Source organism: Ruegeria sp. D3 (assembly GCF_056534465.1).
Window position 1 is genome coordinate 58183 of record NZ_JBQFPK010000009.1, and the last position, 24810, is coordinate 82992.

Sequence of the window (24810 nt, forward strand, 5' to 3'; positions counted from 1 at the left end):
TACGGTAGTTTGCAATTTTATTTCCGCGAGTGATTATGAAACCAGTGTTCTATTTGTTGGCCCTTGTGCCGACTATTCTGTCCGCCGAAACCTTTACCCTTGATACAGATATCAGCGCCGTGACCGTTTACCCGGACAGCGCCCTGATTACCCGAACAGCTGAGTTCGACGTTCCGGCGGGCGCTCATCGCCTGATCCTGCTGGGCACCCCAGAGAACGACGATTTAGGCCACCAAATCGCGACCATGCAGTTCCGCGCCGATGGGTTAACCCAAACAGCCCTTATTTCACGTTTCGAAGACGTGCCCTGGCGTGAATACGTCGGCGACGCTATCAAACAGGTAGAAGACCGCATCAAAGACATAGAAACACGAATTCAATCGGTTCAAGATCAGGCCGAAACCGTCCGATTGAAGGCCCAAGCTGCCGATCATACGATTACGTTCCTGTCCAATCTGGGGCGTAATGTTGGTTTGGCCGGATCGGATCCCGAAAACCTGCGCAACATTGCCCGCATGGTTGGAAACGAAGCCCTTGAGGCCGAAAACACTGCGCTGGCGGCAGAGCATGAGGCCCGCGAAACAGAAACCCAACTGACCGAGCTTGAGACCGAGTTGGACGCCGCCCGCGCTGATCTGGCCGCCCTTTTGCCCGAAACGAATGAACGTATCTTTATCGCCGTCGATGTTGACACCGAAGTAGATACAAAAGGAACATTATCGCTGTCATATCTCAGTTATGAAACCGCAACTTGGCAGCCGGCTTATGTATTTGATCTGAAGACCGGAAGTGTCCCGGAGGTACAGATCAGTCGTAGCGTTCTAGTGGGTCAAATGACCGGCGAGGACTGGAACGACATCACCCTCAGCGTTTCCACACTACAGCCCAACGATCAAAGCGCCGCGTCAAGGATTAGAGACAAACGCCGCTCCATTCGTGAAAAACCCAAAGCGCTGGAAGAACCGGTTGTAGAGGCGCCCGTTTTCGAAGTAACTCAAAGATGGAGACCGAGCGCCGCGTCAATTCAAGGAACAGGCACGACCTATACACTGCCTGTGCCGATCTCGATTTCCAGCGGATATGGGGCCGCCGAGCTGGAACTGGACAGCATGTCCCAACCTGCAGAGGTGTTTGCCCTGGCAAATCCCAGCCGGGATACCACAGCCTATCGGACCGCGCGGTTTACGAACCCTTATTCGCAAAACCTGTTTTCATCTGACTACGCCCGGTGGCAGGTCGACGGTGTTCTGGTCGCGGTCGACTCCAGCCCTGATATCGGCCCCGGCGAAGAGGTCGAGCTGGGATTTGGCCCCCTATACGCGCTCACCTTGCGGCGGCAGGTTCTGGGTCGGCGCAGTGGTGATGTCGGTTTGATTGCACGCTCGAACGAACGCGCCGAACGTGCGCAAATTCGTGTTGAAAACCTCTCGGATGAGACGTGGCCCCTGCGGTTGCTCGACAGTGTTCCATATTCCGAACAGGATGATCTTACGATCGAATGGACCGCGACCCCCAAGCCGACCGACGAGAATGTCGACAACCGGCGCGGTATTCTGGCGTGGGAAATGGAGCTTGCGCCCGGCCAAACCGAAACCGTTGAGATCGAAACTAAGCTCAGCTGGCCCGAAGGAATGGTTCTGAAGTGATGAGTAACTGCGTTTCAAGAAGGGCCTGACCGGCCCTTCCGATCGCAGCGCACTTACTGATGGTCAAACAACCACGAACTTCTTTTCATGTGGGTCATAGCATTGCAGCCCGCCCTCTCCGATATCGGTCCACAGCCCGTGCAGGCTCAGTGATCCGTCCTCGACCGCCGAAGCAATGAACGGGAAGGTCAGCAGGTTTTCCAGCGAGGCGACAACCGCGTGGCGCTCGAATTGGCGCGCCTGGTCCGTGCTGTCCTCGATATCCGCTACCAGATCATATTTCGGCTTAAGGATATCCATCCAACGCCCCACAAAGCTGTCTTTCGCTTCAAGCTGTGGGGCCTGTCCTTTGCACATGTCGATACAGCCCTGAACACCGCCACATTGCGAATGGCCCAGAACGATCAGATGCGCCACTTTCAACGCAGTTACAGCGTATTCGATTGCTGCGCTGGTGCCGTGGTGGTCTCCGTCCGGGGCATAGGGTGGAACCAGGTTGGCAATATTTCGGTGAATGAAAAACTCACCCTGATCGGCTCCGAAAATCGAAGTCACGTGCACCCGGCTGTCACAGCAGGAAATGACCATGGCGCGCGGGCGCTGTCCTTCGGTGGCAAGACGCCGGTACCAGACCTGATTTTCCGAATACGTCGTAGCTTTCCAGCCGTGATATCGCTTGACCAGATAGTTCGGCAAAGGTTTGGCGCGATCCATTTTTATGTCCTTAGTCTTGTGTCTGACGAGTGCTGTAACCTGAATTCGCCGAAAATTCGAGCCATTATCCCTGTGCGCTGCAAGGTTTTGCAAAGGAATTCCGCGCAACAGTCAATCCACGCCGTGGGGGCGTTTAGAATTGGGGTAAATGTGGTGGAAAAGATAGTCACACTTGAACACAAGGAATCCGTCCGTCTGGATCCGGACCAGTTGAATGGTCTTTGCGGGCAACTGGGTGATCAGAATGCACTGGACGTGCTATGCCGCACAGTCGAGGAATTGGCCGTGCGCTTGTCGAATTGCGAACGCTACTGGCGGCGGCGTGATTGGACCAGCTTGCGCAAATGTGCGCGTTCCCTGGTGGCGATTTCCGAACAGGTCGGCATGACTGCGCTGGCGCGCGTAGCGGGTGATGTGGCGCATAACGTGGATGTCGGCGATGCCGTCGCCACCGGCGCAACACTGTCGCGCCTGATCCGCGTGGGTGAGAAATCGCTGACCGTTATTTGGGACCAGCAGGATCTTTCGGTCTGACGGGGCTTGCGGACGGATCGTGGACGGATAGGCTGGGCGCAAACCGAACCAGTTGAGATCCCCATGACTCTGTCCTTTGCCTCCGCCTCTGACCCGTCCCTGCCATTGCACGTGATCGCGCAGCCCCAGCTCGAAAGCTGGCTGGCGGATCAGTCGGGCGCTGTGAGGGCTTGGGTTGAAAACAGCGGCTTTACCGCTGGTTTGGGTCAAACCCTGTTGATTCCCAATGCAGACGGTGCGCCGTCCATGGCGCTGGCGGGCTATGGCAAGCCTGCGGGTCGCGCACGCAAACGGTTCCCGCTGGCCGCCGCTGCCGAAGCTTTGCCCAAGGGCACGTATCACATCGTTTCGGGCCTGCCAGACGACGTGGTTGAGACCGAATGCCTGGGATGGTTGCTGACCGGATACAGTTTCGACCGCTATGCCAGTCAATCCGCCGCCAAAGCGCGCCTCGTCGCACCGGATGGCGTGAATGCCACCCGATTAGAGGTTCTAGCCAAGGCCGAGGCGTTGATCCGAGATTTGGTCAACACCCCCGCCTCGGATATGGGGCCGAACCAGTTGCAGGCCGCATCTGAAGCGCTGGCGCAGGAATTCGGCGCATCCTGTTCAGTAATTGCGGGCGATGATCTGTTGGATCAGAATTTTCCCATGATCCACACTGTGGGTCGTGCCGCCGCGCAGGCTCCTCGCCTGATCGAGATGAACTGGGGCAACGCAGGACCGAAACTGACTCTGGTCGGTAAGGGTGTCTGTTTCGATACTGGCGGGTTGAACCTGAAACCCGGTGCCTCGATGGGGTTGATGAAAAAGGATATGGGCGGGGCGGCCAATGTTCTGGGTCTGGCGCGGATGATCATGGCACTGAACCTGCCGTTGCAACTGCGTGTCCTGATCCCAGCGGTTGAGAATTCGGTGGCCGGAAACGCGTTCCGACCCGGCGATATCCTGACCTCGCGCAAGGGCCTTACGGTCGAGATCAATAATACCGATGCCGAAGGGCGTCTTGTTCTGGCAGACGCGCTGACGCTGGCGGATGAGGGGCAACCAGACCTTGTGATTTCGATGGCGACATTGACCGGCGCAGCACGCGTGGCGGTAGGAACCGATCTTGCGCCGTTTTACACCAATGATGATGGCGTGGCGGATGCCTTGGCCCGCGGCGCGCGTCAAGCAGCCGATCCGGTCTGGCGAATGCCCTTTCACGAGCCATATGAAGGGATGATAGAACCTGGCATCGCCGATCTGGACAATGCGCCGGCTGGTGGCTTTGCCGGGTCAATCACCGCCGCTCTGTTCCTGCGCCGCTTTGTGGGTGACAACCGTTATATGCATTTCGATATCTTCTCGTGGCAGCGCAGCAAGGAACCGGGGCGCAGCAAAGGCGGTTTGGGACAAGGTCCACGCGCCCTGCTGGCCGCCTTGCCCGAGATGCTGAACCTATGACGCGACATAGCATCATCAAACCGGTCGTCGATTTGATGCGCGCGCCCGATGGCCCTCGGGATCGACAGCTTTTATACGGGGACACTGTCGCGGTGACCGATACCGCAGATGGATGGAAGCAGATCAAAGCGGACAAGGATGGATACCGTGGTTGGGTCCGCTCGAACCAGCTTGGTCTGCACGTTCCTGCTACCCATTGGATCACTGCACCGGCGACACATATTTACGCGCAGCCGGACATGAAAAGCCCGGATTCCGCGTCGCTGAGTTTCGGCAGCAAGATAACCGCCAGTTCCGAGAAAAATGGGTTTCTGGAAACTGGTCTTGGGTTTATTCCCGCTGTTCACGCCAAACCCGTCGGCGTCACCCTGACCGATCCGGTCGCCGTGGCCGAACTATTTTTGGGCACACCGTACTTATGGGGTGGCAACAGCCGATTTGGGTTGGATTGCTCGGGCCTGGTGCAGGCCGGAATGCTGGCCTGCGAATTGCCCTGTCCTGGCGATAGCGGGGATCAAGAGCGTGAAGTTGGCAGAACACTGCCCGACGGTACACCGCCCCAACGTGGCGATCTTTTGTTCTGGAAAGGCCATGTTGCATGGGTTTACGCTGAGGACATGCTTCTACACGCCAACGCCTTCCACATGGATGTGACGTTCGAGCCGATGACGCAGGCGATCGCGCGTATCAAGGATCAAGGTGACGGGCCAGTGACCAGCCATAAAAGGCTCTAATCAAGGTCAACCGAACGGATCAGCTTGCGTTCCAATACCCGTAGCACGGTGCGCAGATCATGGCCGCGCTTCAGGATACGGCCATCCATGCCCACCACCGAATACATCCCCTGTTTTTGCCGCAGGCGTGGGTGCTTTTCGACCCGATAGATCGGATGTTCAGCCGTGCGGCGAAAGATGGAAAACACTGCCATTTCGCGCAGGTTGGAAATGCCGTAATCCCGCCACTCTCCGGCGGCGACCATCCGGCCATAGACGGACAGGATATGCGACATCTCGTGGCGGTTGAAGGCGACGGGCATCTGGGCCGAGTTGCCAGAGAACCGGCTAGGAGGCTGCATGTTCATGCGTCAAGCCTTGCCGGAAAACGCGTCTGAATCAAGCCCACCCAACGCAAGGTGTGGTAATTTTGAAGCGACCTAGCGTCTGCGCCCCACTTGCCGGCAGATCAGAATAACCGGCAGCAGCCCCACAGCCAGAATAACCAGCGACGGCACCGCAGCCCCCTCAAGCCGTTCGTCCGAGGCCAGCCGATAGGCTTGCACCGCCAGTGTGTCAAAGTTGAACGGGCGCATGATCAGGGTCGCTGGCAGCTCTTTCATCACGTCCACAAACACGATCAGCAGCGCGGTCAGCAGCGATGGTGTCAGAATCGGCAGGTGCACGCGGCGCAGCGTGCCCAGCGGGCTTTGTCCCAAGGACCGAGAGGCCGCGTCCATATTAGCGTGGACTGTGCTTTGACCGCCCTCATAGGCACTTAGCGCAGCGGCCAGGAACCGAACCATATAGGCCGCAACCAGCAGCCAGATCGAGCCGGTGACAAGCAAGCCGGTCGAGATATCGAAGGTCTGCCGCATCCACGCGTCCAGAGCATTGTCGAAACTTGCAAAGGGCACGATCAAGCCGACGGCGATAACTCCGCCCGGCACCGCATAGCCCAGTCGCGCCATATAGCCAGCGCCCGAGGATACCCGACCAGGGCGCAGACGCTGAAAGAACCCGACACAGATCGCAGCAAAAACCGTGACGACTGCAGCCGTCCCCGCCAAAGTCAGCGAGTTCTGGATGAAGCCGATATAGCGCCGCGACAGCAGGTTTTGTTCTGATTCCATCCCCATCTGAACCAGAATGAATACCGGCAGCAAAAAGCCCAACAGTACCGGAATGGCACATAGCGTAAACGCTGCCGCCGCCTGCCATCCTTTCAGTTGGGCCGAGGGCAGCGATGCGTGGCTTTTGCCCGCCTGGTAATATTTCGCTTTGCCGCGTTGCATCCGTTCAGCCACGGCCATCAGCAGTGCAAAACCCAGAAGGCACAACGCGAGTTGCGCGGCGGCAGCACGATCTCCGATGGAAAACCAGCTGGTGTAGATCCCGGTGGCAAAGGTCTGCACGCCGAAATAGGCGACGGTGCCGAAATCGGCGATGGTCTCCATGATGGCCAGCAACACACCCCCGGCAATCGCCGGGCGCGCCATTGGCAACGAAACGTGCCAGAAGGCCAGCCACGGGCTTTTGCCCAGCGCGCGCGCAGCCAGAAACGCACTGGCGCTTTGCTGCAGAAATGCCGCGCGGGCCAGCAGATAGACATAAGGATAAAGCACGAGGATCAGCATTGCCGCTGCACCCTCGGTCGAGCGGATCTCGGGGAACCAATAATCACGCGGACCCCAGCCGGTTATGTCGCGCAGGGTGGTCTGAACGATACCTGGGTGGTCCAGAATGAACGTATAGGCATAGGCCAGAACATAGGCCGGAAAGGCCAGCGGCAGCACCAGCGCGATTTCCAGAAACCTCACGCCGGGAAAACGGGTCATCGTCACCAGCCACGCCGCACCGACACCAATGGAAAACGTCCCTATCGCCACCAAAACAACCAGCACCGCAGTGGTCAGCGCATAGCCCGGCAAGACCGTTTCCATTAGGTGAGAGATCGTGTCCGTCCCGCCTGTCACCGCCGCCAGAACGACGGCCAGCATAGGCAGCAGACAGGCCGCCGCCACCAGACAGGCCACGGTCGCCACCAACCGGGTGCCCAACGCGCCCCGATTGCGCGTTCCGTGTTCTGAGAATTCGACGTCGGCCATGATCCCGGCTTGTTACTGGCTAAGGCGCAGGTTTCGTCTTTAATCGACCAAAACGGTCAGAAACACCAGTGGGCAGGGATACAAATCTGCGGCACATACTGCCGCAGACCTGCTTGGCGTCATTCGTAAACGCGCTGATCCTCGATCACCAACCCGTCCTTGGGCAGCGATCCCGGCGCGACGACCTCGATCGCGCCCTTCAGTTTCAGCAGCTCGACAACCGATTTAGCGTAGGCCATGTCATCGCCACCGGGGCTTTCGATCTGAACAGTCATCATGTCCATCTCACCCTGTCGGGCGGCAATGACGCGGGCTTTGACGATCTCGGCATGTTTATCGACCAGCGCGGCCACCTGTTCGGGGCGTACAAACATACCCTTGATCTTGGTGGTCTGATCGGCGCGGCCCATCCAGCCCTTGATCCGTGCATTGGTGCGCCCGCAAGATGACTGGCCGGGCATGATCGCCGATAGATCGCCTGTCGCGAAACGGATCAGCGGATAGTCGGGGTTCAATGAGGTCACAACGACCTCACCCACTTCACCCTCTGCCACCGGGGTACCGGTGCCGGGGGTCACGATCTCGACAATGACATGTTCGTCGATGATCATCCCCTCCATAGCGGGACTTTCGTAGGCGATGTTACCCAGATCGGCGGTCGCATAGCATTGCAGGCACGAGATTCCACGATCCGCGTATTCCTGCCGCAGTGACGGGAACAAGGCCCCGCCCCCTACAACGGCGGTCGTGAAATGAAGCTGGACGCCCATATCGTCCGCCTTGTCCAGTATGACCTTCAGGTAATCCGGCGTCCCGGCATAGGCCGTGCAGCCCACATCGCGGGCAGCAGTCACTTGCAATTCGGTCTGGCCGGTGCCTGCGGGCAGAACAGCTGCCCCGACCGCGCGCGCGCCGCTTTCAAAGATCATACCCGCGGGCGTCAGGTGATAGCCAAAGCAATTCTGAACGATATCGCCCGGCCCCACACCAGCAGCGTGCAGGAATCGGCCCATGCGCCACCAGTCGGGATCGGTGCTACCCGGTTCATAGATCGGGCCCGGAGATTGAAACACATGGTGGAAATGCCGTGCGGGTTTGACGGTGAACCCTCCAAATGGAGGACGTGCAGCCTGTGCCTGCGCCAAGTCTGATTTGCGCAGAACCGGTAGTTTGGGCAAGTCCTCAACCGATGTGACACCATCAGTCTCCACATCCGTCAGATGCGTTTGAAAACCGGGGGCGGAAAGGGCCCGAGCAAGTTGTTTTTGCAGCGCCTCGGCCTGATCAGCAGCGCGTTTGTCGGCTGATCGGGTCTCGAGTGCGTCGAAATAGGTCATCGCCAGATCCTCCATCCGCTTACAGCCACCTCTTGCGGCGGCGATAGGACCGCACATCGCGGAAGCTCTTGCGGCCCTCATCAGACATACCGAGGTAGAATTCCTTCACGTCCGGGTTTTCGCGCAGCTCCGCCGCCGGACCGTCCATCACCACACGACCCGATTCCAAGATGTAGCCGTAATGCGCAAACCGCAGCGCCACGTTGGTGTTCTGTTCGGCCAACAGGAAGGACACACCCTCTTTCTCGTTCAGGTCTCTCACGATGCCGAAAATCTCTTCGACCAGCTGCGGGGCCAGACCCATCGACGGTTCATCCAACAAGATCGTCTCAGGTCGTGACATCAATGCGCGCCCCATGGCGACCATCTGTTGCTCACCGCCCGAAGTATATCCGGCTTGAGATTTGCGGCGTTCGGCCAGTCGCGGAAAATAAGAATAGACAAGCTCAAGGTCTTTCTGAATCGCAGCCGCGCCGTCCTTACGGGTATAGGCACCGGTCAGCAGGTTTTCCTCGACCGTCAGGTGTTCGAAACAATGGCGGCCTTCCATAACCTGGATGACGCCCTTTTCCACAAGATCAGCTGGATCGCTTTCATGCACGCTGGTACCGCGATACTTGATCGTCCCTTTCGTGACCTCGCCCCGTTCCGAATGCAGCAGGTTCGACACCGCCTTGAGCGTTGTCGTTTTGCCCGCCCCATTGCCACCCAGCAAAGCGGTTATCCCGCCCTTGGGCACGGTCAGGCTGACGCCTTTCAAAACGAGGATCACGTGGTTGTAGATCACCTCGATATTGTTGACCTCAAGCAGGGTTTCAGCCTGCACTTCGGTGTTTTGAGCCGCATCCAGCATCAGTGCGTGTCCTCAGGCTTGTGTTGGGGTCGGGGCGGCGTCAATGCGCCACCCCGTTTTTCAGAAGATCGGATCAGCAACGTCCGTCGATTTTGTTCTCGGTCGCATAAGCGCTCGAGTCTTCGTTGATCAGCGGGCCGATCACGTCGCCATCGGTGGCCTTGAACTCTGAAATCAAGCTCCAGGTCTTGCTGGCCGCGTCCCATTGGGTCACGCCAACCAAAGCGTCCCCGCCGTGGTTTTCGCACGAGACCGAGAAGGCTGGACCAAAGTTGGGCAGACCCAGTTCGGTCATCTTGGCTTCGGTGATTTCCAGCGCTTCCATACCGTCGCGCATCATCGCAGGGGTGATGTCGTCGGTGCCGTGGATTTCCTGCGCTTTCTTGGCAGCTTCGGCGGCCAACATAGCGGCATAGAGACCGCGGTTATACAGAACCGTACCTACCTGATCGCCCGCACCGGCAGCCTTACCGGCGTCGACCACATATTTCTGCAGGTCGTCAAAGACAGGGAAATCGGTGCCCACGTTGTGGAAGGTCAGTGCCTTGTAGCCGTTGGCGGCTTCACCCGCAGGCAGCACGTCATTCTCGGAACCCGACCACCAGATACCGATGAAGTTTTCCATCGGGTAGCGGATGTTGGCAGCTTCCTGAACAGCGACCTGGTTCATCACACCCCAGCCCCACATCAGGACGAAGTCGGGACGATCGCGGCGAATTTGCAGCCATTGGGACTTCTGCTCCTGACCTGGGTGATCAACGGGCAGCGCAACAAGCTCAAAGCCATGCTTTGCCGACAGCTCTTCGAGTGTGCGGATCGGCTCCTTGCCGTAGGCCGAGTTGTGATAGACCAGCGCGATTTTCTTGCCGCTGAGGTCGCCGTTGTTCGACTCCAACAGATAGTTGATCGCACCCGAGGCCCCATCCCAGTAGTTCGCAGGATAGTTGAAGGTATGGCTGAACACGTCACCGTTCTTGGCCGAGGTACGCCCGTAACCCATCGTGTGCATCGGAATGCCATCTGCGGTGGTCTTGGGGATCAGCTGATAGGTAATGCCTGTCGAAAGCGGCTGATACACCAACGAGCCTTCGCCCTTGGTCGATTCATAGCATTCCACACCTTTTTCAGTGTTATAGCCGGTTTCGCATTCGATCACCCTGGTCGGAACTCCTCCGATCCCGCCATCGCGTTCATTCAGCAGTGTGAAATAGTCGGCATAGCCATCCGCAAACGGGATACCGCCCGCCGCATATGGCCCCGTACGATAGCTAAGCGACGGAAAGACGAGGTCGGCCATAACCGGACCTGCCGCCATTACAGCGCCCAGCGCCATGGTTGCCAGTTTCAATTTCATCGGGTGTCTCCTCCCTTGGTTTGTCCGATGGTGAGCTCGGGCGTGTACCACCCGTTATGTGATTGGGCCGACCCGCTAGTGCGGGAATGGCCAGAGTCTCAGTTTTTCTTTCGCGACGCGCCACAGTTGCGCCAGACCATGTGGTTCAAGGATCAGGAACATGATGATCAGTCCGCCGACGATGACGAGATTCAAATGCGCCACGATATCGGTGGGCCAACCCAGCATGTCCGCACCGACGACCTTCAGCACGACTGGCAGCAGAACAAGGAACGCAGCCCCCGCGAAAGACCCGAAGATCGAGCCCAGCCCGCCGATAATGATCATGAACAGCACTAGGAACGATTTCTGGATGCCAAACACTTCGCCGACTTCGACCGCGCCCAGATAGACCGCAAAGAACAGCGCACCCGAGACGCCCACAAAGAACGAACTGACAGCAAAGGCCGTCAACTTCGCCCGCAGGGGGTTCACGCCGATGATCTCGGCAGCGATGTCCATATCCCGGATCGCCATCCATTTTCGCCCGGTCGTACCGCGCGTCAGGTTGCGGGCAATCACGGCACAGACTGTCAGGAAGATCAGGCAAAACAGGTAGGTGGCCCAGGCTGGCGCATTCGGACCTGTGATGATGATACCAAATACTTCCCGTTCAGGCGCGTTGATCTGACCCGAGGCTGAGTAGTTGTAGAACCACGGCACGCGGTTAAACAGCCAAACCAGGAAGAATTGCGCCGCCAGTGTCGCCACGGCCAGATAGAAGCCCTTGATCCTAAGGCTTGGCAAACCAAACAAAACACCCACCAGCGCGGTAATGCCACCTGCAAGGATAACATGGATAAACATGCTGACATCAGGGAAGGCCGTCATCAGCTTATAGCAAGCGTAGGCCCCCACAGCCATGAATCCGCCTGTCCCCAACGAGACCTGACCGCAATAACCCACAAGGATATTCAACCCGATCGCTGCAATCGCGTAGATCAGGAAAGGCAAAAGCAAAGCGTTCGCCCAGTAGTCGTTGATGATGAACGGGATGATCCCAAATGCCACCGCCAGCACCACATAGTACCGATACCGGTCGAACTTGATCGGGAAGGTCTGGCTGTCATCCACGTAAGAGACTTTGAAATCCCCTGCTTCACGATAGAACATGTCTTACTTTCCCCATTGTTCCTGCGCCCGGTTCCGGGCTGCAGCATCCAGTTGGTTCGATCCCTTGGCGTAGCCGCTCGCTTCGGACGCGCGCACAAGTTTCAAATAGGCCAGAACACCCATGACCAGACCGGCAAAAGCCAGAATGGCTGCGATTGTCACTTGCCCGTCCGACAAGTCGTCCGACGTCAGAGCGATATATCCAAACGCCCAGAACCCGGCCCAGGCAATGACATTGGTGATGGCGATCAGTTTGGTCATGCCCTACACCCTCTCGATGATCTTTTCGCCGAACAGACCCTGCGGCCGGAAAACCAGGAAGATCAGCGCCAGTACATAGGCAAACCAGTTCTCAGTCGCCCCGCCCACCATCGGACCGATGGCAAACTCAAACAGTTTTTCGCCCACACCAATGATCAGGCCGCCAACGATGGCGCCGGGGATCGAGGTGAAGCCGCCCAACATCAGAACCGGCAGCGCCTTGAGCGCGATCAGGCTCAGCGAGAATTGAACGCCCGATTTCGTGCCCCACATAATGCCCGCGACAAGGGCCACAAAACCGGCCACTGACCAGACCATCACCCAGATGAAGTTCAACGAGATCCCGACCGACAGCGCAGCCTGATGATCATCGGCCACCGCGCGCATCGCACGCCCTTGTTTGGTGTACTGGCTGAACGCCACCAGCGCCGCCACCAGCAATGCCGCGATCACTGTTGCAACAATGTCCAGATTGTCGATGAAGAAGCCGTAGCCAAAGATGTTGAACGTGCTCTCATCGATCCAAAGGTTGATGCCCTGCGGAAGGCCCACGTCCAGCGTCTTGATTTCGGACCCCCACATCAGGTCTGCAACACCCTCAAGCAGATAGGCCAGACCAATCGTTGCCATGAACAGAATGATCGGCTCCTGCCCCACCAGATGGCGCATCACAAAGCGCTGCACCGCCCAAGCCAGCAGAACCATCACCGCCATGGTCAGAATAATCGCCAGCAGCGCAGGCACGCTCCAGCCAAAATAGTGGATATGCGTCCCGAACGTGGCATTGATCAGATGCGCAAACGGCACCTGCCCTTTCATGATCCCCACCAGAGTCATCGCGGCAAACAGGGCCATAACCCCTTGCGCATAGTTAAAAATCCCCGAGGCCTTGTAGATCAGCACAAAACCCAGCGCGACCAAAGCATATAGGACCCCGGCCATCAGGCCATTCAGGATGACCTCCATCGCGAATACCAACTGATCAGGCATGTCCGCCCCCTCTCATGTCTGTCAGATGTTTAGTCATGGCTCACCCCCAGATAGGCGTCGATGACTTCCTGATTGTTGCGCACCTCATCGGGTGTGCCGTCACCGATCTTGCGGCCATAGTCCATCACCACCACGCGGTCGCTCAGGTCCATCACAACGCCCATGTCGTGTTCGATCAGCGCGATGGTGGTGCCAAACTCGTCATTCACGTCCAGGATAAAGCGGCTCATGTCCTCTTTTTCCTCGACATTCATGCCCGCCATCGGCTCATCCAGCAGCAGCAGCTTTGGCTCCGCCGCCAAGGCTCGCGCCAGTTCGACCCGTTTCTTCAGCCCGTAGGGCAGGCGAGACACAGGTGTTTTGCGGATGTGCTGGATTTCCAAGAAATCGATGATCTTTTCGACCGCCTCGCGGTTTTCCGTCTCTTCCGCCTCGGCTTTGCCCTTCCACAAGGCCTGTTGGATAATATTCGTCTTCATGAAGCCCAAACGCCCTGTCATGACGTTGTCCAAAACGCTCATCCCCTCGAACAGAGCGATATTCTGGAACGTCCGTGCAATCCCCTGCTGCGCCACCTCAAAGGGTCGCATCTGCGGGCGTTTTGATCCGTGAAACCAAACCTCACCTTCCTGCGGCACATAGAACCCGGAAATCACGTTCAGCATCGAAGACTTACCCGCACCATTCGGTCCGATGATGGCCCGGATCTCACCCTCGCGAATGTCGAACGAGATATCCTTGATCGCCACCACACCGCCAAAGCGCAGGGTGATGTTCTTCATCTCCATCACCACACCACCGATCTTGCGGCCGTCTTCGGTGACATATCCTTCGGAACTATCCAGCATCAGATCCTCCCTGAGCTGCGAAAAAACGGGACGGCGGGCGGGGCGATGACCGTCAGGTCGAGCGGCGCTCGAACGGCACTCATTCTGCCGCAACCTTGTGCGAGGTCGCAGCAACAACCGGCGCGTCCACAATTTCCAGCGTGGCCGAGATCGACCCCTTCCGCCCGTCCTCATAGGTCACTTCAGTCGTAGTCGAAACGCTGGATGATCCGTCATAAAGCGCATCAATGATGTCGTGGAATTTCTCTTCCACAAAACCGCGCCGCACTTTACGAGTCCGGGTCATCTCACCATCATCCGCATCCAGTTCCTTGTGCAGAACCACAAAGCGATGCACCTGGCAGCCCGACAACATCTCATCTGCCGCAACCGACTTGTTGACCTCTTCCACATGCGACTTGATCGTCTCTAACACGCGGGGATGACTGGTCAGTTCCTGATAGGACCCATAGGCCACATTGTTGCGCTCCGCCCAGTTTCCAACCGCCGTCAGGTCGATATTGATAAAGGCCACGCAGCGATCCTTGCCGTTGCCAAACAGCACGACTTCTAGGATATCGGGATAGAACTTCAGTTTGTTCTCGACATATTTCGGCGCAAACATCGACCCGTCGGCCATTTTGCCCACGTCCTTGGCACGGTCGATGATCCGCAGATGGCCGGACCCTTCCTCGATGAACCCGGCATCGCCCGTAGCCACCCAACCCTCGGCATCCTTGGTCGAGGCAGTCGAGTCCGGGTTGTTGTAATACTCGACAAACACACCCGGCGAGCGATAGTGAATCTCGCCCTTGTCGTCGATCTTCAACTCGACATCCGGCGCGGGCACACCAACCGTATCCGCGCGCACCTCGCCATCAGGCTGCACGGTGATGAAAACGGTAGCCTCGGTCTGACCATATAGCTGCTTCAGATTGATACCCAGCGAGCGGTAGAAATCAAAAATCTCAGGCCCAATCGCCTCACCCGCCGTATAGCCGACGCGGAACCGGCCATAGCCCAGAGTATCTTTGAGCGGTCCGTAAACCAGCATATTGCCCAGCGCGTATTTCACCTTGTCGCCAAACCCAACCGGCTTGCCATCCAGTAACAGACCGCCCACCTTCTTGGCGTGATCCATGAAGTGACGGAACATGCGCTTCTTCAGCTTGCCCGCATCCTCCATCCGGATCATCACGTTGGTCAGCTGCGTCTCAAACACGCGCGGCGGGGCAAAGAAATAGGTCGGGCCTATCTCGCGCAGGTCGGTCATCATCGTGTCGGCGCTTTCGGGGCAGTTCACGCAGAACCCGCACCAATAGGCCTGACCGATCGAGAAGATGAAATCGCCCACCCACGCCATCGGCAGGTAGGACAGAATATCTTCGTTGCGGGTCAGATGGTCGAACTCGGCCGAGTTCTTGGCGCTTTCGATAACGTTGCGGTTCGACAGAACCACACCCTTGGGCTTTCCGGTCGTGCCCGAGGTATAGAGCATCACGCAGGTATCGTCATAGGTGATCGCCGCGATACGTTTGTCCAGTTCTGCGTCGAACCGCGCGTGTCCGGCGCTGCCCTCGGCCATGATGTCGTCCAGTGCGTTCATCTGGGAGTGGTCGTATTTCCGCATCCCACGCTTGTCGGTGTAGAGGATATGCCTGACCTGATGCAGCCCCTGCTGAATCTCGATGACCTTGTCGACCTGTTCCTGGTCGCCACAGACGACGAACTTCGCACCGCAGTGTTCCAGAACATAGGCCATCTCTTCCGCGACCGAGTCCTGATACAGCGGCACCGGCACCGCCCCCACCATTTGCGCGGCGACCATCGACCAGTAATGCGCCGGGCGGTTGCGGCCTATGACGGCGATATGGTCGCCCTTCTCAACGCCGATCTCCAGAAATCCCAACGCCAGCTTGCGCACCTCGGCGGCGGTTTCAGCCCAGGACCAGCATTGCCAGATCCCGAATTCCTTTTCCCGATAGGCCGGGGCATCCCCGAACTGCGTCACATTGCGATGTAATAGCGCCGGAAGAGATACCATCCCCTCCGCGCCCGACTGCATCTGAGCCAATCTTTTTCTCCTCCCCATCCGACCCCTCCCCGGGCCGGAACTGGCGGGTCCGGGTTGGTGCCCGAACGCCAATGCCCCGATTAAGAGACATGAGAACGATCAGCGTCAAGTTTTGCCTGATGTTTTCTCAATCCTTACGAATTGTAACAGTGGTGGAAGGGTGATGGATTGGATGGATCGCCGGAGCACATCAGTCACAATGTCGTCACCAAGCCACGATATTTCCGCGCATTTTGATAATGAGCTATTTCAGCGTACCCTGTTTCTTACTGCTTCAGTTGATGGTCAACACGGTTGGTCACAGTTTCGTAGGGGGGGAAACACATGTCTATCCAAAAAGCCGCAAGAGAATTCTTTGAGGCCTGCGATACAGGCAAAGGCTGGGATGCCTGCAAAAACTTTTGCCATGAGGGCGCGACGTTTTCGGCACAAGCCGACGCATTGGCCGACGTCACTTCCTTGGAAGGTTACGCAGACTGGATGAAAAACCTGCTGACTCCGATCCCGGATGGTCATTATGAGCTCAAATCATTTTCTGTTGATGAAGAGCGTGGAATTGCAAGCATATTTGCCGTGTTCCATGGAACTCATTCCGTGGATGGCCCAGTGCCTGCTACGGGAAAAACTCTGGCCGCGGAATACGTCTATGCCATTGAGTTTGACGGTGACAAAATCAAACACATGACCAAGATATGGAATGATGCGCATTCCTTGAAACAGCTCGGCTGGGCCTAATACTTTAGGATCAGGGGTACAGGTCACAAATCACGCAATTCCGACCACCGCGTGCTCTCTTTTGGCCACAGGGGGCATGCGCCCTGCCGCGACACTACAACCAATCCCGCAGAATCGGGATCAACGGCACATCAGCTGCGGGCATAGGATAGTTCCGCAGATCATTAGCGCGGACCCATTTCAGCGCCTGACCTTCTCTTGATTGTGGTATTCCCTCCCATTTCCGGCAAGCGAACAGCGGCATCAACAGGTGGAAATCGTCATAGCTGTGGCTGGCAAAGGTCAGCGGTGCGAGGCAGGAGGCCCAGGTGTTGATGCCCAGTTCTTCCTCCAGCTCGCGGATCAGGGCGACCTCGGGGGTTTCGCCAGGTTCGACCTTGCCGCCGGGGAATTCCCACAGACCGGCCATGGACTTCCCCTCCGGGCGTTGCGCCAGCAACACCCGGCCTTCGACGTCGATCAGGGCGACGGCCGACACCAAAACGGTCTTCATGAACGATAATCCGCGTTGATTTCGATATAGCCGTGGGTCAGATCGCAGGTCCAAACGGTGGATGCGCCCTCGCCCAGCCCCAGATCGACCGCGATCACCAAATCCTGACCTTTCATGTAGGCGGCGGCGGCGTCTTCGCTGTAATCAGGGCTGACCCAGCCTTTCTCGGCCACAAGGATGTCTCCGAAAGAGATACTCAGCAGGTCACGATCCGCAGCCGCTCCGGATTTGCCGATGGCCATGACCACGCGGCCCCAGTTCGGGTCTTCTCCCGCAATCGCCGTTTTCACCAGTGGTGAGTTTGCAATCGCCAGACCATGCACCTTGGCATCCGCGTCCGAGGCCGCTCCAGTCACACGGATTTCCACGAATTTCGTGGCGCCTTCACCGTCGCGCACCACCTGCTGCGCAAGGTCCAGCATCACCGTTTCAAGCGCCTGCGCAAACGCTGCGTTGCCAGTAGCATCCACGCCCGAGGCCCCGGTGGCGCACAGCAGCAAACTATCCGAGGTCGAGGTATCGCTGTCCACCGTGATGCAGTTAAACGTGCGATCCGTCTGCGCGCCCAGCATGGACTGCAGCGCCGATTGTTCGACCTGCGCATCGGTGAAGATATAAACCAGCATCGTCGCCATATCCGGCGCGATCATACCGGAACCCTTGGAAATCCCCGCAATTGAGACTGTTTTACCATCAATCTCGACTTGTGCCGAGGCCCCCTTGGGGAAGGTATCGGTCGTCATGATCGCCCGCGCGGCGTCTTCGATCGCGTGACGGCTGAGGCCCGTTTTCAGCGCCTCAAGCTGCGATAGGATGCGGTCGTGCGGCAGCGGTTCGCCAATCACGCCGGTAGACGAGGTAAAGACTCGCTCGACCGCGACGCCGGTGGCTTTGGACACAGCCTGCGTAACTTCGGCCACCGAGGTCTGACCGTAATGCCCGGTGAACGCATTGGCATTGCCCGAGTTCACGAGAATGGCCGCCGGGCCATCGCTGGCCCCACCGATCTTGTCCTGACAATCCAGCACCGGCGCGGCGCGGGTGGCCGAGCGGGTAAATACCCCCGCTACCGAGGTGCCAGGGTCCAGCACCGCCAGCATCACATCGGTGCGCCCCTGGTAGCGCACGCCCGCCTCAACAGTGGCAAAGCGCACGCCGTCAATCGCGGGCAGGTCGGGAAATGCCGCCGGAGCCAGCGGGGACACTTTGGTAATCGTGGCCACGCGGGTTACTCCTGAATCAGGTCCAGCTGACGAACGATACCGGGGGTCACGCCCTCGATTTCCGGGCGGTCGATCTGAGCGCTTTGCGTCAGCTCATCAATGCGGGCCTGAATCGCTTCGTTCTGCAAGGTCTGAGCCAGTTCTTCCCGCACAGCGGCCAACTCTGGTGCCTCGGTTTTGCGTTTGTCGTTCAGGATGATCACGTGCCAACCGAACTGAGTCTGCACCGGATCAGAAACTTGTTCTTTGTCCAATCCTACGACGGCTGTCTCGAATTCCGGAACCATCCGCCCTTTTCCGAACCAACCCAGCTCGCCCCCATTCGGGCCAGAGGGACCGGTCGATTTTTCTTTGGCGAGTTCCGCGAAATCCGCACCGTCATCCAGTTGCGACTTGATCTCGTTGGCTTCTTCTTCGGTTTCGACAAGTATATGGCTGGCGTTGAACTCATCTTCACCTTCGAACTCGGCGAACCGCGCGTCATAGGCGGACTGAATCGCCTCGTCGGTGACCAGATCGCCGATCAAAGCGTTCACAGTCTGAACTGCCATCAACGAGCGGGTTTCATTCGCCAGCGCCAGCGCGTTCAGCTTGGTCAGCTCGTCCTGTTGCTGACCCAATAGCTGCTGCTGGATCAACTGTTCGATGATGAAGTCGTACAAGACGTCATCTTCAATCTGCTGATAATTCGCCGGAAGGGTCGCTACAGTGGCGATAACGTGACCCAAAGTGATCTCATCTCCGTTCACGCGGGCGACCACGGTGCTGGCGTCAGGCTTGGTTTCGGCGGCCAGCGGCAGGGCCAGCATGGCAGTCAGGGCCAGCGATGGCAGAAAAGTGAGGCCTTTGGGCATGGAATCATCCTATTTCTTTGCCACGACGGGGCGCAGCGTTGACACTGTGGAACCTGCCGCTTACATCGCTTTGAAGCCTTGGACAGGGCCGCCTTTCACCCCCCGTATCTATGGGTTGCGCGCAAGGTGGGCAAGCCTGTCGCAACCAAGACAAGAACAGATCCGCTGGAGTGAACATGCTGGGACTCGGAACGCTCGCCAAAAAGGTGTTCGGAACACCGAACGACCGCAAGATCAAGGCGACCCGCCCCCTGATCGAAAAGATCAACGCACTGGAGCCCGAGTTCGAAAAGCTCACCGATGAAGGCCTGATCGAAAAGACCGCCGAACTGCGCAAACGCGCGCTGGACGGTGAAAGCCTGGACAATTTGCTGCCCGAAGCCTTTGCCAATGTGCGCGAGGGCGCGAAGCGTGCGCTGGGTCTGCGGGCGTTTGACGTGCAGCTGATGGGCGGCACCTTCCTGCATCAAGGCAATATCTCGGAAATGAAGACGGGTGAGGGCAAAACCCTGGTCGCCACTTTCCCAGCCTATCTGAACGCACTGACCGGCAAGGGCGTGCATGTGGTCACGGTGAACGAATACCTGGCCAAGCGCGACTCGGAATGGATGGGCAAGGTGTTCGCCGCGGTTGGCATGACAACCGGCGTAATCTGGTCGGGACAACCTGACGCCGAGAAAAAAGCCGCTTATGGGTGCGATATCACCTATGCCACCAACAACGAGTTGGGCTTTGACTATCTGCGCGACAACATGAAATCGGACCTTGCCGAGATCTACCAGAAATACCACAACTTCGCGATTGTGGACGAGGTCGACTCGATCCTGATCGACGAAGCGCGGACACCGCTGATTATCTCAGGGCCGTCTCAGGACCGATCCGATCTGTATACCGCGATTGACGCGCTGATCCCTTCGCTGGCCGATGATCATTTCACGCTGGACGAAAAATCGCGAAACGTGACCTTCACCGATGAGGGCAATGAGTTTCTGGAACAGCAACTGATCGCCAACGGGCTGATCCCCGAAGGCCATTCGCTTTATGATCCCGAAAGCACGACAGTGGTGCACCATGTGAACCAGGGTCTGCGCGCGCATAAGCTGTTTCAGCGCGACAAGGATTATATTGTTCGTGACAATAACGTGGTCCTGATCGACGAGTTTACCGGCCGTATGATGGCAGGCCGCCGCCTGTCCGAGGGTTTGCATCAGGCCATCGAAGCCAAGGAAGGCGTTCCGATTCAGCCCGAGAACGTGACGCTGGCCAGCGTGACCTTCCAGAACTATTTCCGCCTGTATGACAAACTGGGCGGCATGACCGGCACCGCCCTGACCGAGGCCGAAGAATTCCAAGAAATCTACGGTCTGGGCGTGGTCGAAGTGCCGACCAACAAGCCGATTGCCCGCGTGGATGAAGACGATCAGGTCTATCGCACCGCGATGGAAAAATACGGCGCCATGATCGAGCAGACGAAAGAGGCGCAGGAGAAGGGGCAACCGGTTCTTCTGGGCACCACCTCGATCGAGAAATCCGAACTTCTCAGCCAGATGCTGCAGAAAGAAGGCATCGAGCATAACGTTCTGAACGCCCGCCAGCATGAACAAGAGGCGCAGATCGTCGCCGATGCGGGCCGTCTGGGTGCAGTGACCATCGCCACCAACATGGCCGGTCGCGGAACCGACATCCAGTTGGGTGGCAATGTTGAAATGAAGGTGCTGAAAGCACTGGCCGAAAACCCCGAGGCCGACCCAGCCGAGCTGCGCACCGCCGAAGAAGCGAACCACGCCACTGAGAAGGAAAAGGTTCTGGCCGCCGGTGGCCTTTACGTGATGGCGTCCGAACGCCACGAAAGCCGCCGCATCGACAACCAGCTGCGTGGACGCTCGGGCCGTCAGGGCGATCCGGGCCGCACCGTATTCTACCTCAGCCTAGAAGACGATCTGATGCGGATTTTCGGCTCTGAGCGGTTGGACAAGGTTCTGACCACGCTGGGCATGAAAGAGGGTGAAGCCATCGTCCACCCCTGGGTGAACAAGTCGCTGGAGCGCGCGCAATCCAAGGTCGAAGGTCGCAACTTTGACATGCGCAAGAACGTCCTGAAGTTTGACGACGTGATGAACGACCAGCGGAAAGTGGTGTTCAGCCAGCGACGCGAGATCATGTCTGCGGATGACCTCTCCGAGATCGTCTCGGACATGCGCGAACAGGTAATCGACGACCTGATCGACGAATACATGCCGCCCAAAACCTATGCCGATCAGTGGGACACCGACGGTCTGCATGAGGCGATCAAGGACAAGCTGACCATCGACGCGCCCGTACAAGATTGGGCCGCCGAGGAAGGCGTGGACGACGAACAGGTGCGCGAGCGTCTGGTCAATGCCGCCGATGAGATGATGGCGCAGAAGGCCGCCGCCTTTGGCCCCGAAAACATGCGCAACATCGAAAAGCAGGTTCTGCTGAACACCATCGACGGCAAATGGCGCGAGCACCTGCTGACACTGGAACATCTGCGCTCGGTCGTTGGGTTCCGGGGCTATGCCCAGCGTGATCCGCTGAACGAATACAAGAACGAGAGCTTCCAGCTGTTCGAAAGCATGTTGGACAGTCTTCGCGAAACCGTTACGCAACAATTGTCACGCGTGCGCCCGCTGACCGAAGAAGAACAGCGCGAGATGCTGGCTCAGATGCAGGCGCAACAGGCGCAGGCTCAGCAAGCTGTCAACCAAGCAACCGAACAGGCCGAAGCAGTGGCCGAGGCCGAAGCCTCAGGCGATCCGCTCCCCGGGTTTGATGAAAACGATCCCAACACATGGGGTAACCCATCGCGCAATGACCGCTGCCCCTGCGGATCGGGCAAAAAGTTCAAACACTGTCACGGCAGACTGACCTGATTTAACCGGGTTCAGTCACAATGAGTCCGCGCCACGGCCACATATTGGCCGTGTTTCGGCTTAAATATCCGACTCGCTCCTTCAACTGGGGAGGGTGTTTTGTTTGTAATCAAGAACTACGTGACCACCGGGGGAACAGTCGTATGCGCCCTCGCCATCGGTTACTTAATGCAGAATGGAACACCTGCGCAGCCGCAAGGCACGCAGGTCGCTGCAAACTCGGCCTCGTATCAGAGTGTCGGGATAACCGGTCTTGAGCATATCGTTCTGACCTCCTCGGCTCCTTCCGGTAATGACGCCAGCGAACCGCACTCTCAACGACACGCGGTCACGACCGCGCAATCGATCGCGGACAACAGCGATTGTGCCATCAGCGCACGCGCAGTTGCCGTTCCCGGTGCCGCCGCACATCTAAGCGTCATTGCCCCCTGCCACAGCAATTCGCGCATCGATGTCCACCACAGGGGTCTGACTGTCACCCAAAAGACTGACAAGAACGGCAAGACAGACCTAACTGTTCCAGCCTTATCGGAATACGCGATCTTTCTGATCTCGACAGAGGATCAACAAGGAACGGTTGCCACGACTCATATTCCAGAAATCGCGCATTACAACCGGGTCGCCCTACAATGGACCGGGCAGACCGATCTTCAGATTCATGCTCTGGAATTCGGTGCCAGCTATGGCGGCAAGGGGCATGTCTCAGCCGATCCTGAAACCCAGGGAACCGGCAAAGTCGTACATCTGGGGCACACCGGGATAGGCGATGCCAAAAACATTCAGGTGTATTCCTACCCGGCTGGCCAATCCGCCCAATCCGGTTCGATTGCCCTGTCCGTCGAGGCCGAAGTGACCGCCGAGAATTGCGGTCAGGAACTGGCCCTGCAATCGCTGGAGTTACACGGCGACCGTCGTCTGCGGTCACGCGATTTGTCGCTGACTCTGCCTGATTGCGGCCAGTCTGGCGAGTTTCTGGTGTTGAATAATCTGCTCGAAGACCTGACAATCGCGGCCAAATAAAACGCAGGCAGGCTCGGGCTTTTGATGACTTTCTATCGTGTGGCGGTGGCCGCACTGTTTTCGGCGATATATACCCTGAATGCATCGGCGCAGGATATCTCTCTTACCTCCCATGACGGCAAGGTCGAGGTCGTGGGTAACCTGTTGGGATTTGATGGTGAATTCTATCGCGTGGATACGCAGTTCGGAGAGCTGACCGTCGACGGCTCAGGCGTCACATGTGCCGGGCCTGCTTGCCCCAGCCTCACGGATTTCGTCGCCGAGCTGCGCTTTTCCGGTGCATCGGTCATGGCGGAAAAAATCTTGCCCGAATTGATCATCGGCTTTGCCCGACAAGAAGGGTTGTCGGCGGCGCCTATTCGGGAATCCTCAGGCCGATTTTACTATGAGTTGAAAACAACTGATCGTGAGGCACCGCTCGGTCGGTTTTACTTTGACCCTGGTACTACAGCCCGCGGGTTTTCGGATTTCATTGAAAATGAAACCGACATCGTGATGGCCCTGCGTGAGATCACTTCCCAGGAACAAGAGGCCGCGCGGGATGCCGGACTGGGGGACCTTCAGCATAGTCGGCGTGCGCGCGTCATTGCATTAGACGCACTGGTGCCGATTGTGGCCTCCGACAATCCTGTGGGACAGATATCCTTGGGGCAGCTGGTTCAGGTTCTGTCCGGCCAGATCGACAACTGGGTCGCACTCGGTGGTCCCGATGCGCCAATTTCCGTTCATATGCCCGAGGTTGGCTCAGGTTTGACTCAAGGTGTTGAAAAACAGCTTTTGCAACCCGCAGACGTTTCACTTGCCGGCACGGTTATCCGACACACACGCAGCACTGCAATGGCGCGGGCTGTTGCCAAAGATCCGTTTGCAATCGGGATCGCCAGCCAGGCCGAGGCCGATGCGGCCCGCGCGTTGGCCCTGACCGGTGGCTGTGGTCATCCGCTGGCAGCCACGCGGCAATCTATCAAAACCGAGGATTACCCTCTGACCGCGCCAATGTTCCTGTATCTGCCCAATCGTCGGTTGCCGCGAATTGGACGACAGTTTCTGGCCTATATCCAAGGCGCCGAAGCTCAGGATGTGATCCGGAATGCCGGTTTCGTGGATCAATCGCCCGAGTTGCTGCCTCTTAGCGCGCAAGGTGATCGGTTGGCAAACGCCGTGGCATCTGGCGCCTCAGAAGTCGGTCTGGACGAATTGCAACGGATGGTCGAAACATTACGGCCGCGATCCCGTTTGTCCTTGTCGTTTCGGTTCGAGGCAGGCTCCTCCCGACCGGACGCGCAATCCAGATCGAACCTGCTCCATCTGGCCCAGCTTTTGGAATCCGGCAAGTTTGATGGACGAACACTGACCTTTGTCGGATTCAGTGACGGAGACGGCGCCGCCACCGCAAACGCCCGGATTGCCGAACTGAGGGCGAAAACCGTCAGAAACGCGGTGCTCGATGCGGTTGAAACCAAAATCGCAGACAGCGTGACGCTTGAAGTTGATGGCTTTGGCGAGGCGATGCCCATGGCCTGTGACGACACTGAATGGGGTCGCAAAATCAATCGCCGTGTCGAAGTGTGGGTCGAATAAT

At 57.9% G+C, this 24810-nt stretch carries 22 protein-coding genes; 8 read left to right on the forward strand and 14 right to left on the reverse strand.

Features of this window, described 5'->3' with window-relative positions; all coding sequences use genetic code 11:
• The first annotated feature begins 35 nt into the window (after positions 1 to 35).
• Positions 36 to 1646: a DUF4139 domain-containing protein gene (locus ACR0DX_RS14140; RefSeq protein WP_170355682.1), complete on the forward strand. Its 1611-nt coding sequence runs from the start codon at positions 36 to 38 to the stop codon at positions 1644 to 1646.
• Between the two features lie 63 nt (positions 1647 to 1709).
• Here the strand turns inward: ACR0DX_RS14140 and ACR0DX_RS14145 are convergent, their stop codons facing one another.
• On the reverse strand, positions 1710 to 2360 hold the full coding sequence (locus ACR0DX_RS14145; RefSeq protein ID WP_170355681.1) for a carbonic anhydrase: 651 nt from the start codon (positions 2358 to 2360) through the stop codon (positions 1710 to 1712).
• Positions 2361 to 2513: 153 nt separating this feature from the next.
• On the opposite strand from ACR0DX_RS14145, the gene ACR0DX_RS14150 reads away from it, so the two are divergent.
• The 3 genes from ACR0DX_RS14150 to ACR0DX_RS14160 all read left to right on the forward strand — a co-directional run bounded on the left by ACR0DX_RS14150 (position 2514) and on the right by ACR0DX_RS14160 (position 5074).
• Positions 2514 to 2894 carry a hypothetical protein gene (locus ACR0DX_RS14150; RefSeq protein WP_414478922.1) on the forward strand — a complete coding sequence of 127 codons (381 nt, stop codon included), beginning with the start codon at positions 2514 to 2516 and terminating at the stop codon, positions 2892 to 2894.
• Between the two features lie 63 nt (positions 2895 to 2957).
• A complete protein-coding gene (locus ACR0DX_RS14155; RefSeq protein WP_170355680.1) occupies positions 2958 to 4340 on the forward strand; it encodes a M17 family metallopeptidase in 1383 nt (460 codons plus the stop codon).
• Complete coding sequence (locus ACR0DX_RS14160) at positions 4337 to 5074, forward strand: NlpC/P60 family protein (RefSeq protein ID WP_170355679.1); 738 nt, start codon at positions 4337 to 4339, stop codon at positions 5072 to 5074. The genes ACR0DX_RS14155 and ACR0DX_RS14160 overlap by 4 nt, the downstream gene beginning before the upstream one ends.
• Here ACR0DX_RS14160 and ACR0DX_RS14165 read toward each other — a convergent pair.
• From ACR0DX_RS14165 to ACR0DX_RS14210, 10 genes are all read right to left on the reverse strand, one after another.
• Positions 5071 to 5421: a DUF2794 domain-containing protein gene (locus tag ACR0DX_RS14165; RefSeq protein ID WP_170355678.1), complete on the reverse strand. Its 351-nt coding sequence runs from the start codon at positions 5419 to 5421 to the stop codon at positions 5071 to 5073. The two genes, ACR0DX_RS14160 and ACR0DX_RS14165, sit on opposite strands and share 4 nt — an antisense overlap.
• A gap of 72 nt (positions 5422 to 5493) precedes the next feature.
• Entirely contained in the window at positions 5494 to 7161 is a 1668-nt protein-coding gene (locus ACR0DX_RS14170) for an ABC transporter permease (protein ID WP_170355677.1), read from the reverse strand.
• Positions 7162 to 7280: 119 nt separating this feature from the next.
• Positions 7281 to 8498 (reverse strand): acyl-CoA synthetase family protein, encoded by a 1218-nt coding sequence (locus ACR0DX_RS14175; RefSeq protein WP_170355746.1) that lies wholly within the window; start codon positions 8496 to 8498, stop codon positions 7281 to 7283.
• Between the two features lie 19 nt (positions 8499 to 8517).
• The gene (locus ACR0DX_RS14180; protein WP_170355676.1) at positions 8518 to 9351 is read right to left on the reverse strand and encodes an ABC transporter ATP-binding protein; all 834 of its coding nucleotides are present in this window, start codon (positions 9349 to 9351) and stop codon (positions 8518 to 8520) included.
• Positions 9352 to 9424: 73 nt separating this feature from the next.
• On the reverse strand, positions 9425 to 10705 hold the full coding sequence (locus ACR0DX_RS14185) for an ABC transporter substrate-binding protein (RefSeq protein ID WP_170355675.1): 1281 nt from the start codon (positions 10703 to 10705) through the stop codon (positions 9425 to 9427).
• Between the two features lie 75 nt (positions 10706 to 10780).
• On the reverse strand, positions 10781 to 11857 hold the full coding sequence (locus ACR0DX_RS14190; RefSeq protein WP_170355674.1) for a branched-chain amino acid ABC transporter permease: 1077 nt from the start codon (positions 11855 to 11857) through the stop codon (positions 10781 to 10783).
• A 3-nt stretch (positions 11858 to 11860) separates the two neighbouring features.
• On the reverse strand, positions 11861 to 12118 hold the full coding sequence (locus ACR0DX_RS14195) for a hypothetical protein (RefSeq protein ID WP_170355673.1): 258 nt from the start codon (positions 12116 to 12118) through the stop codon (positions 11861 to 11863).
• A gap of 3 nt (positions 12119 to 12121) precedes the next feature.
• Positions 12122 to 13108: a branched-chain amino acid ABC transporter permease gene (locus tag ACR0DX_RS14200; protein ID WP_170355672.1), complete on the reverse strand. Its 987-nt coding sequence runs from the start codon at positions 13106 to 13108 to the stop codon at positions 12122 to 12124.
• A gap of 29 nt (positions 13109 to 13137) precedes the next feature.
• The gene (locus tag ACR0DX_RS14205) at positions 13138 to 13956 is read right to left on the reverse strand and encodes an ABC transporter ATP-binding protein (protein WP_170355671.1); all 819 of its coding nucleotides are present in this window, start codon (positions 13954 to 13956) and stop codon (positions 13138 to 13140) included.
• Between the two features lie 79 nt (positions 13957 to 14035).
• On the reverse strand, positions 14036 to 15979 hold the full coding sequence (locus tag ACR0DX_RS14210; protein WP_170355745.1) for an AMP-binding protein: 1944 nt from the start codon (positions 15977 to 15979) through the stop codon (positions 14036 to 14038).
• A gap of 354 nt (positions 15980 to 16333) precedes the next feature.
• Between ACR0DX_RS14210 and ACR0DX_RS14215 the strand changes: the two genes are divergently transcribed.
• Positions 16334 to 16744: an ester cyclase gene (locus ACR0DX_RS14215; protein WP_170355670.1), complete on the forward strand. Its 411-nt coding sequence runs from the start codon at positions 16334 to 16336 to the stop codon at positions 16742 to 16744.
• Between the two features lie 94 nt (positions 16745 to 16838).
• On the opposite strand, the gene mutT is transcribed toward ACR0DX_RS14215, so the two are convergent.
• The 3 genes from mutT to ACR0DX_RS14230 are packed head-to-tail and all read right to left on the reverse strand — an operon-like array spanning position 16839 to position 19314.
• Positions 16839 to 17237, reverse strand: a complete 399-nt coding sequence (gene mutT / locus ACR0DX_RS14220) for an 8-oxo-dGTP diphosphatase MutT (protein ID WP_170355669.1) — start codon at positions 17235 to 17237, stop codon at positions 16839 to 16841.
• The gene (gene argJ / locus ACR0DX_RS14225; RefSeq protein WP_170724648.1) at positions 17234 to 18460 is read right to left on the reverse strand and encodes a bifunctional glutamate N-acetyltransferase/amino-acid acetyltransferase ArgJ; all 1227 of its coding nucleotides are present in this window, start codon (positions 18458 to 18460) and stop codon (positions 17234 to 17236) included. Before argJ ends, mutT begins: the two co-directional genes overlap by 4 nt.
• A gap of 5 nt (positions 18461 to 18465) precedes the next feature.
• Entirely contained in the window at positions 18466 to 19314 is an 849-nt protein-coding gene (locus tag ACR0DX_RS14230) for a peptidylprolyl isomerase (protein WP_170355667.1), read from the reverse strand.
• A 176-nt stretch (positions 19315 to 19490) separates the two neighbouring features.
• Here ACR0DX_RS14230 and secA point away from each other — a divergent pair, with 176 nt between their 5' ends.
• From secA to ACR0DX_RS14245, 3 genes are all read left to right on the forward strand, one after another.
• The gene (secA, locus tag ACR0DX_RS14235; RefSeq protein WP_170355666.1) at positions 19491 to 22208 is read left to right on the forward strand and encodes a preprotein translocase subunit SecA; all 2718 of its coding nucleotides are present in this window, start codon (positions 19491 to 19493) and stop codon (positions 22206 to 22208) included.
• A 99-nt stretch (positions 22209 to 22307) separates the two neighbouring features.
• Positions 22308 to 23228 (forward strand): hypothetical protein, encoded by a 921-nt coding sequence (locus ACR0DX_RS14240; protein ID WP_480846494.1) that lies wholly within the window; start codon positions 22308 to 22310, stop codon positions 23226 to 23228.
• Positions 23229 to 23252: 24 nt separating this feature from the next.
• Positions 23253 to 24809, forward strand: coding sequence for a phosphate ABC transporter substrate-binding/OmpA family protein (locus ACR0DX_RS14245; protein WP_170355665.1), 1557 nt, complete (start codon positions 23253 to 23255; stop codon positions 24807 to 24809).
• Position 24810 lies beyond the last annotated feature (1 nt).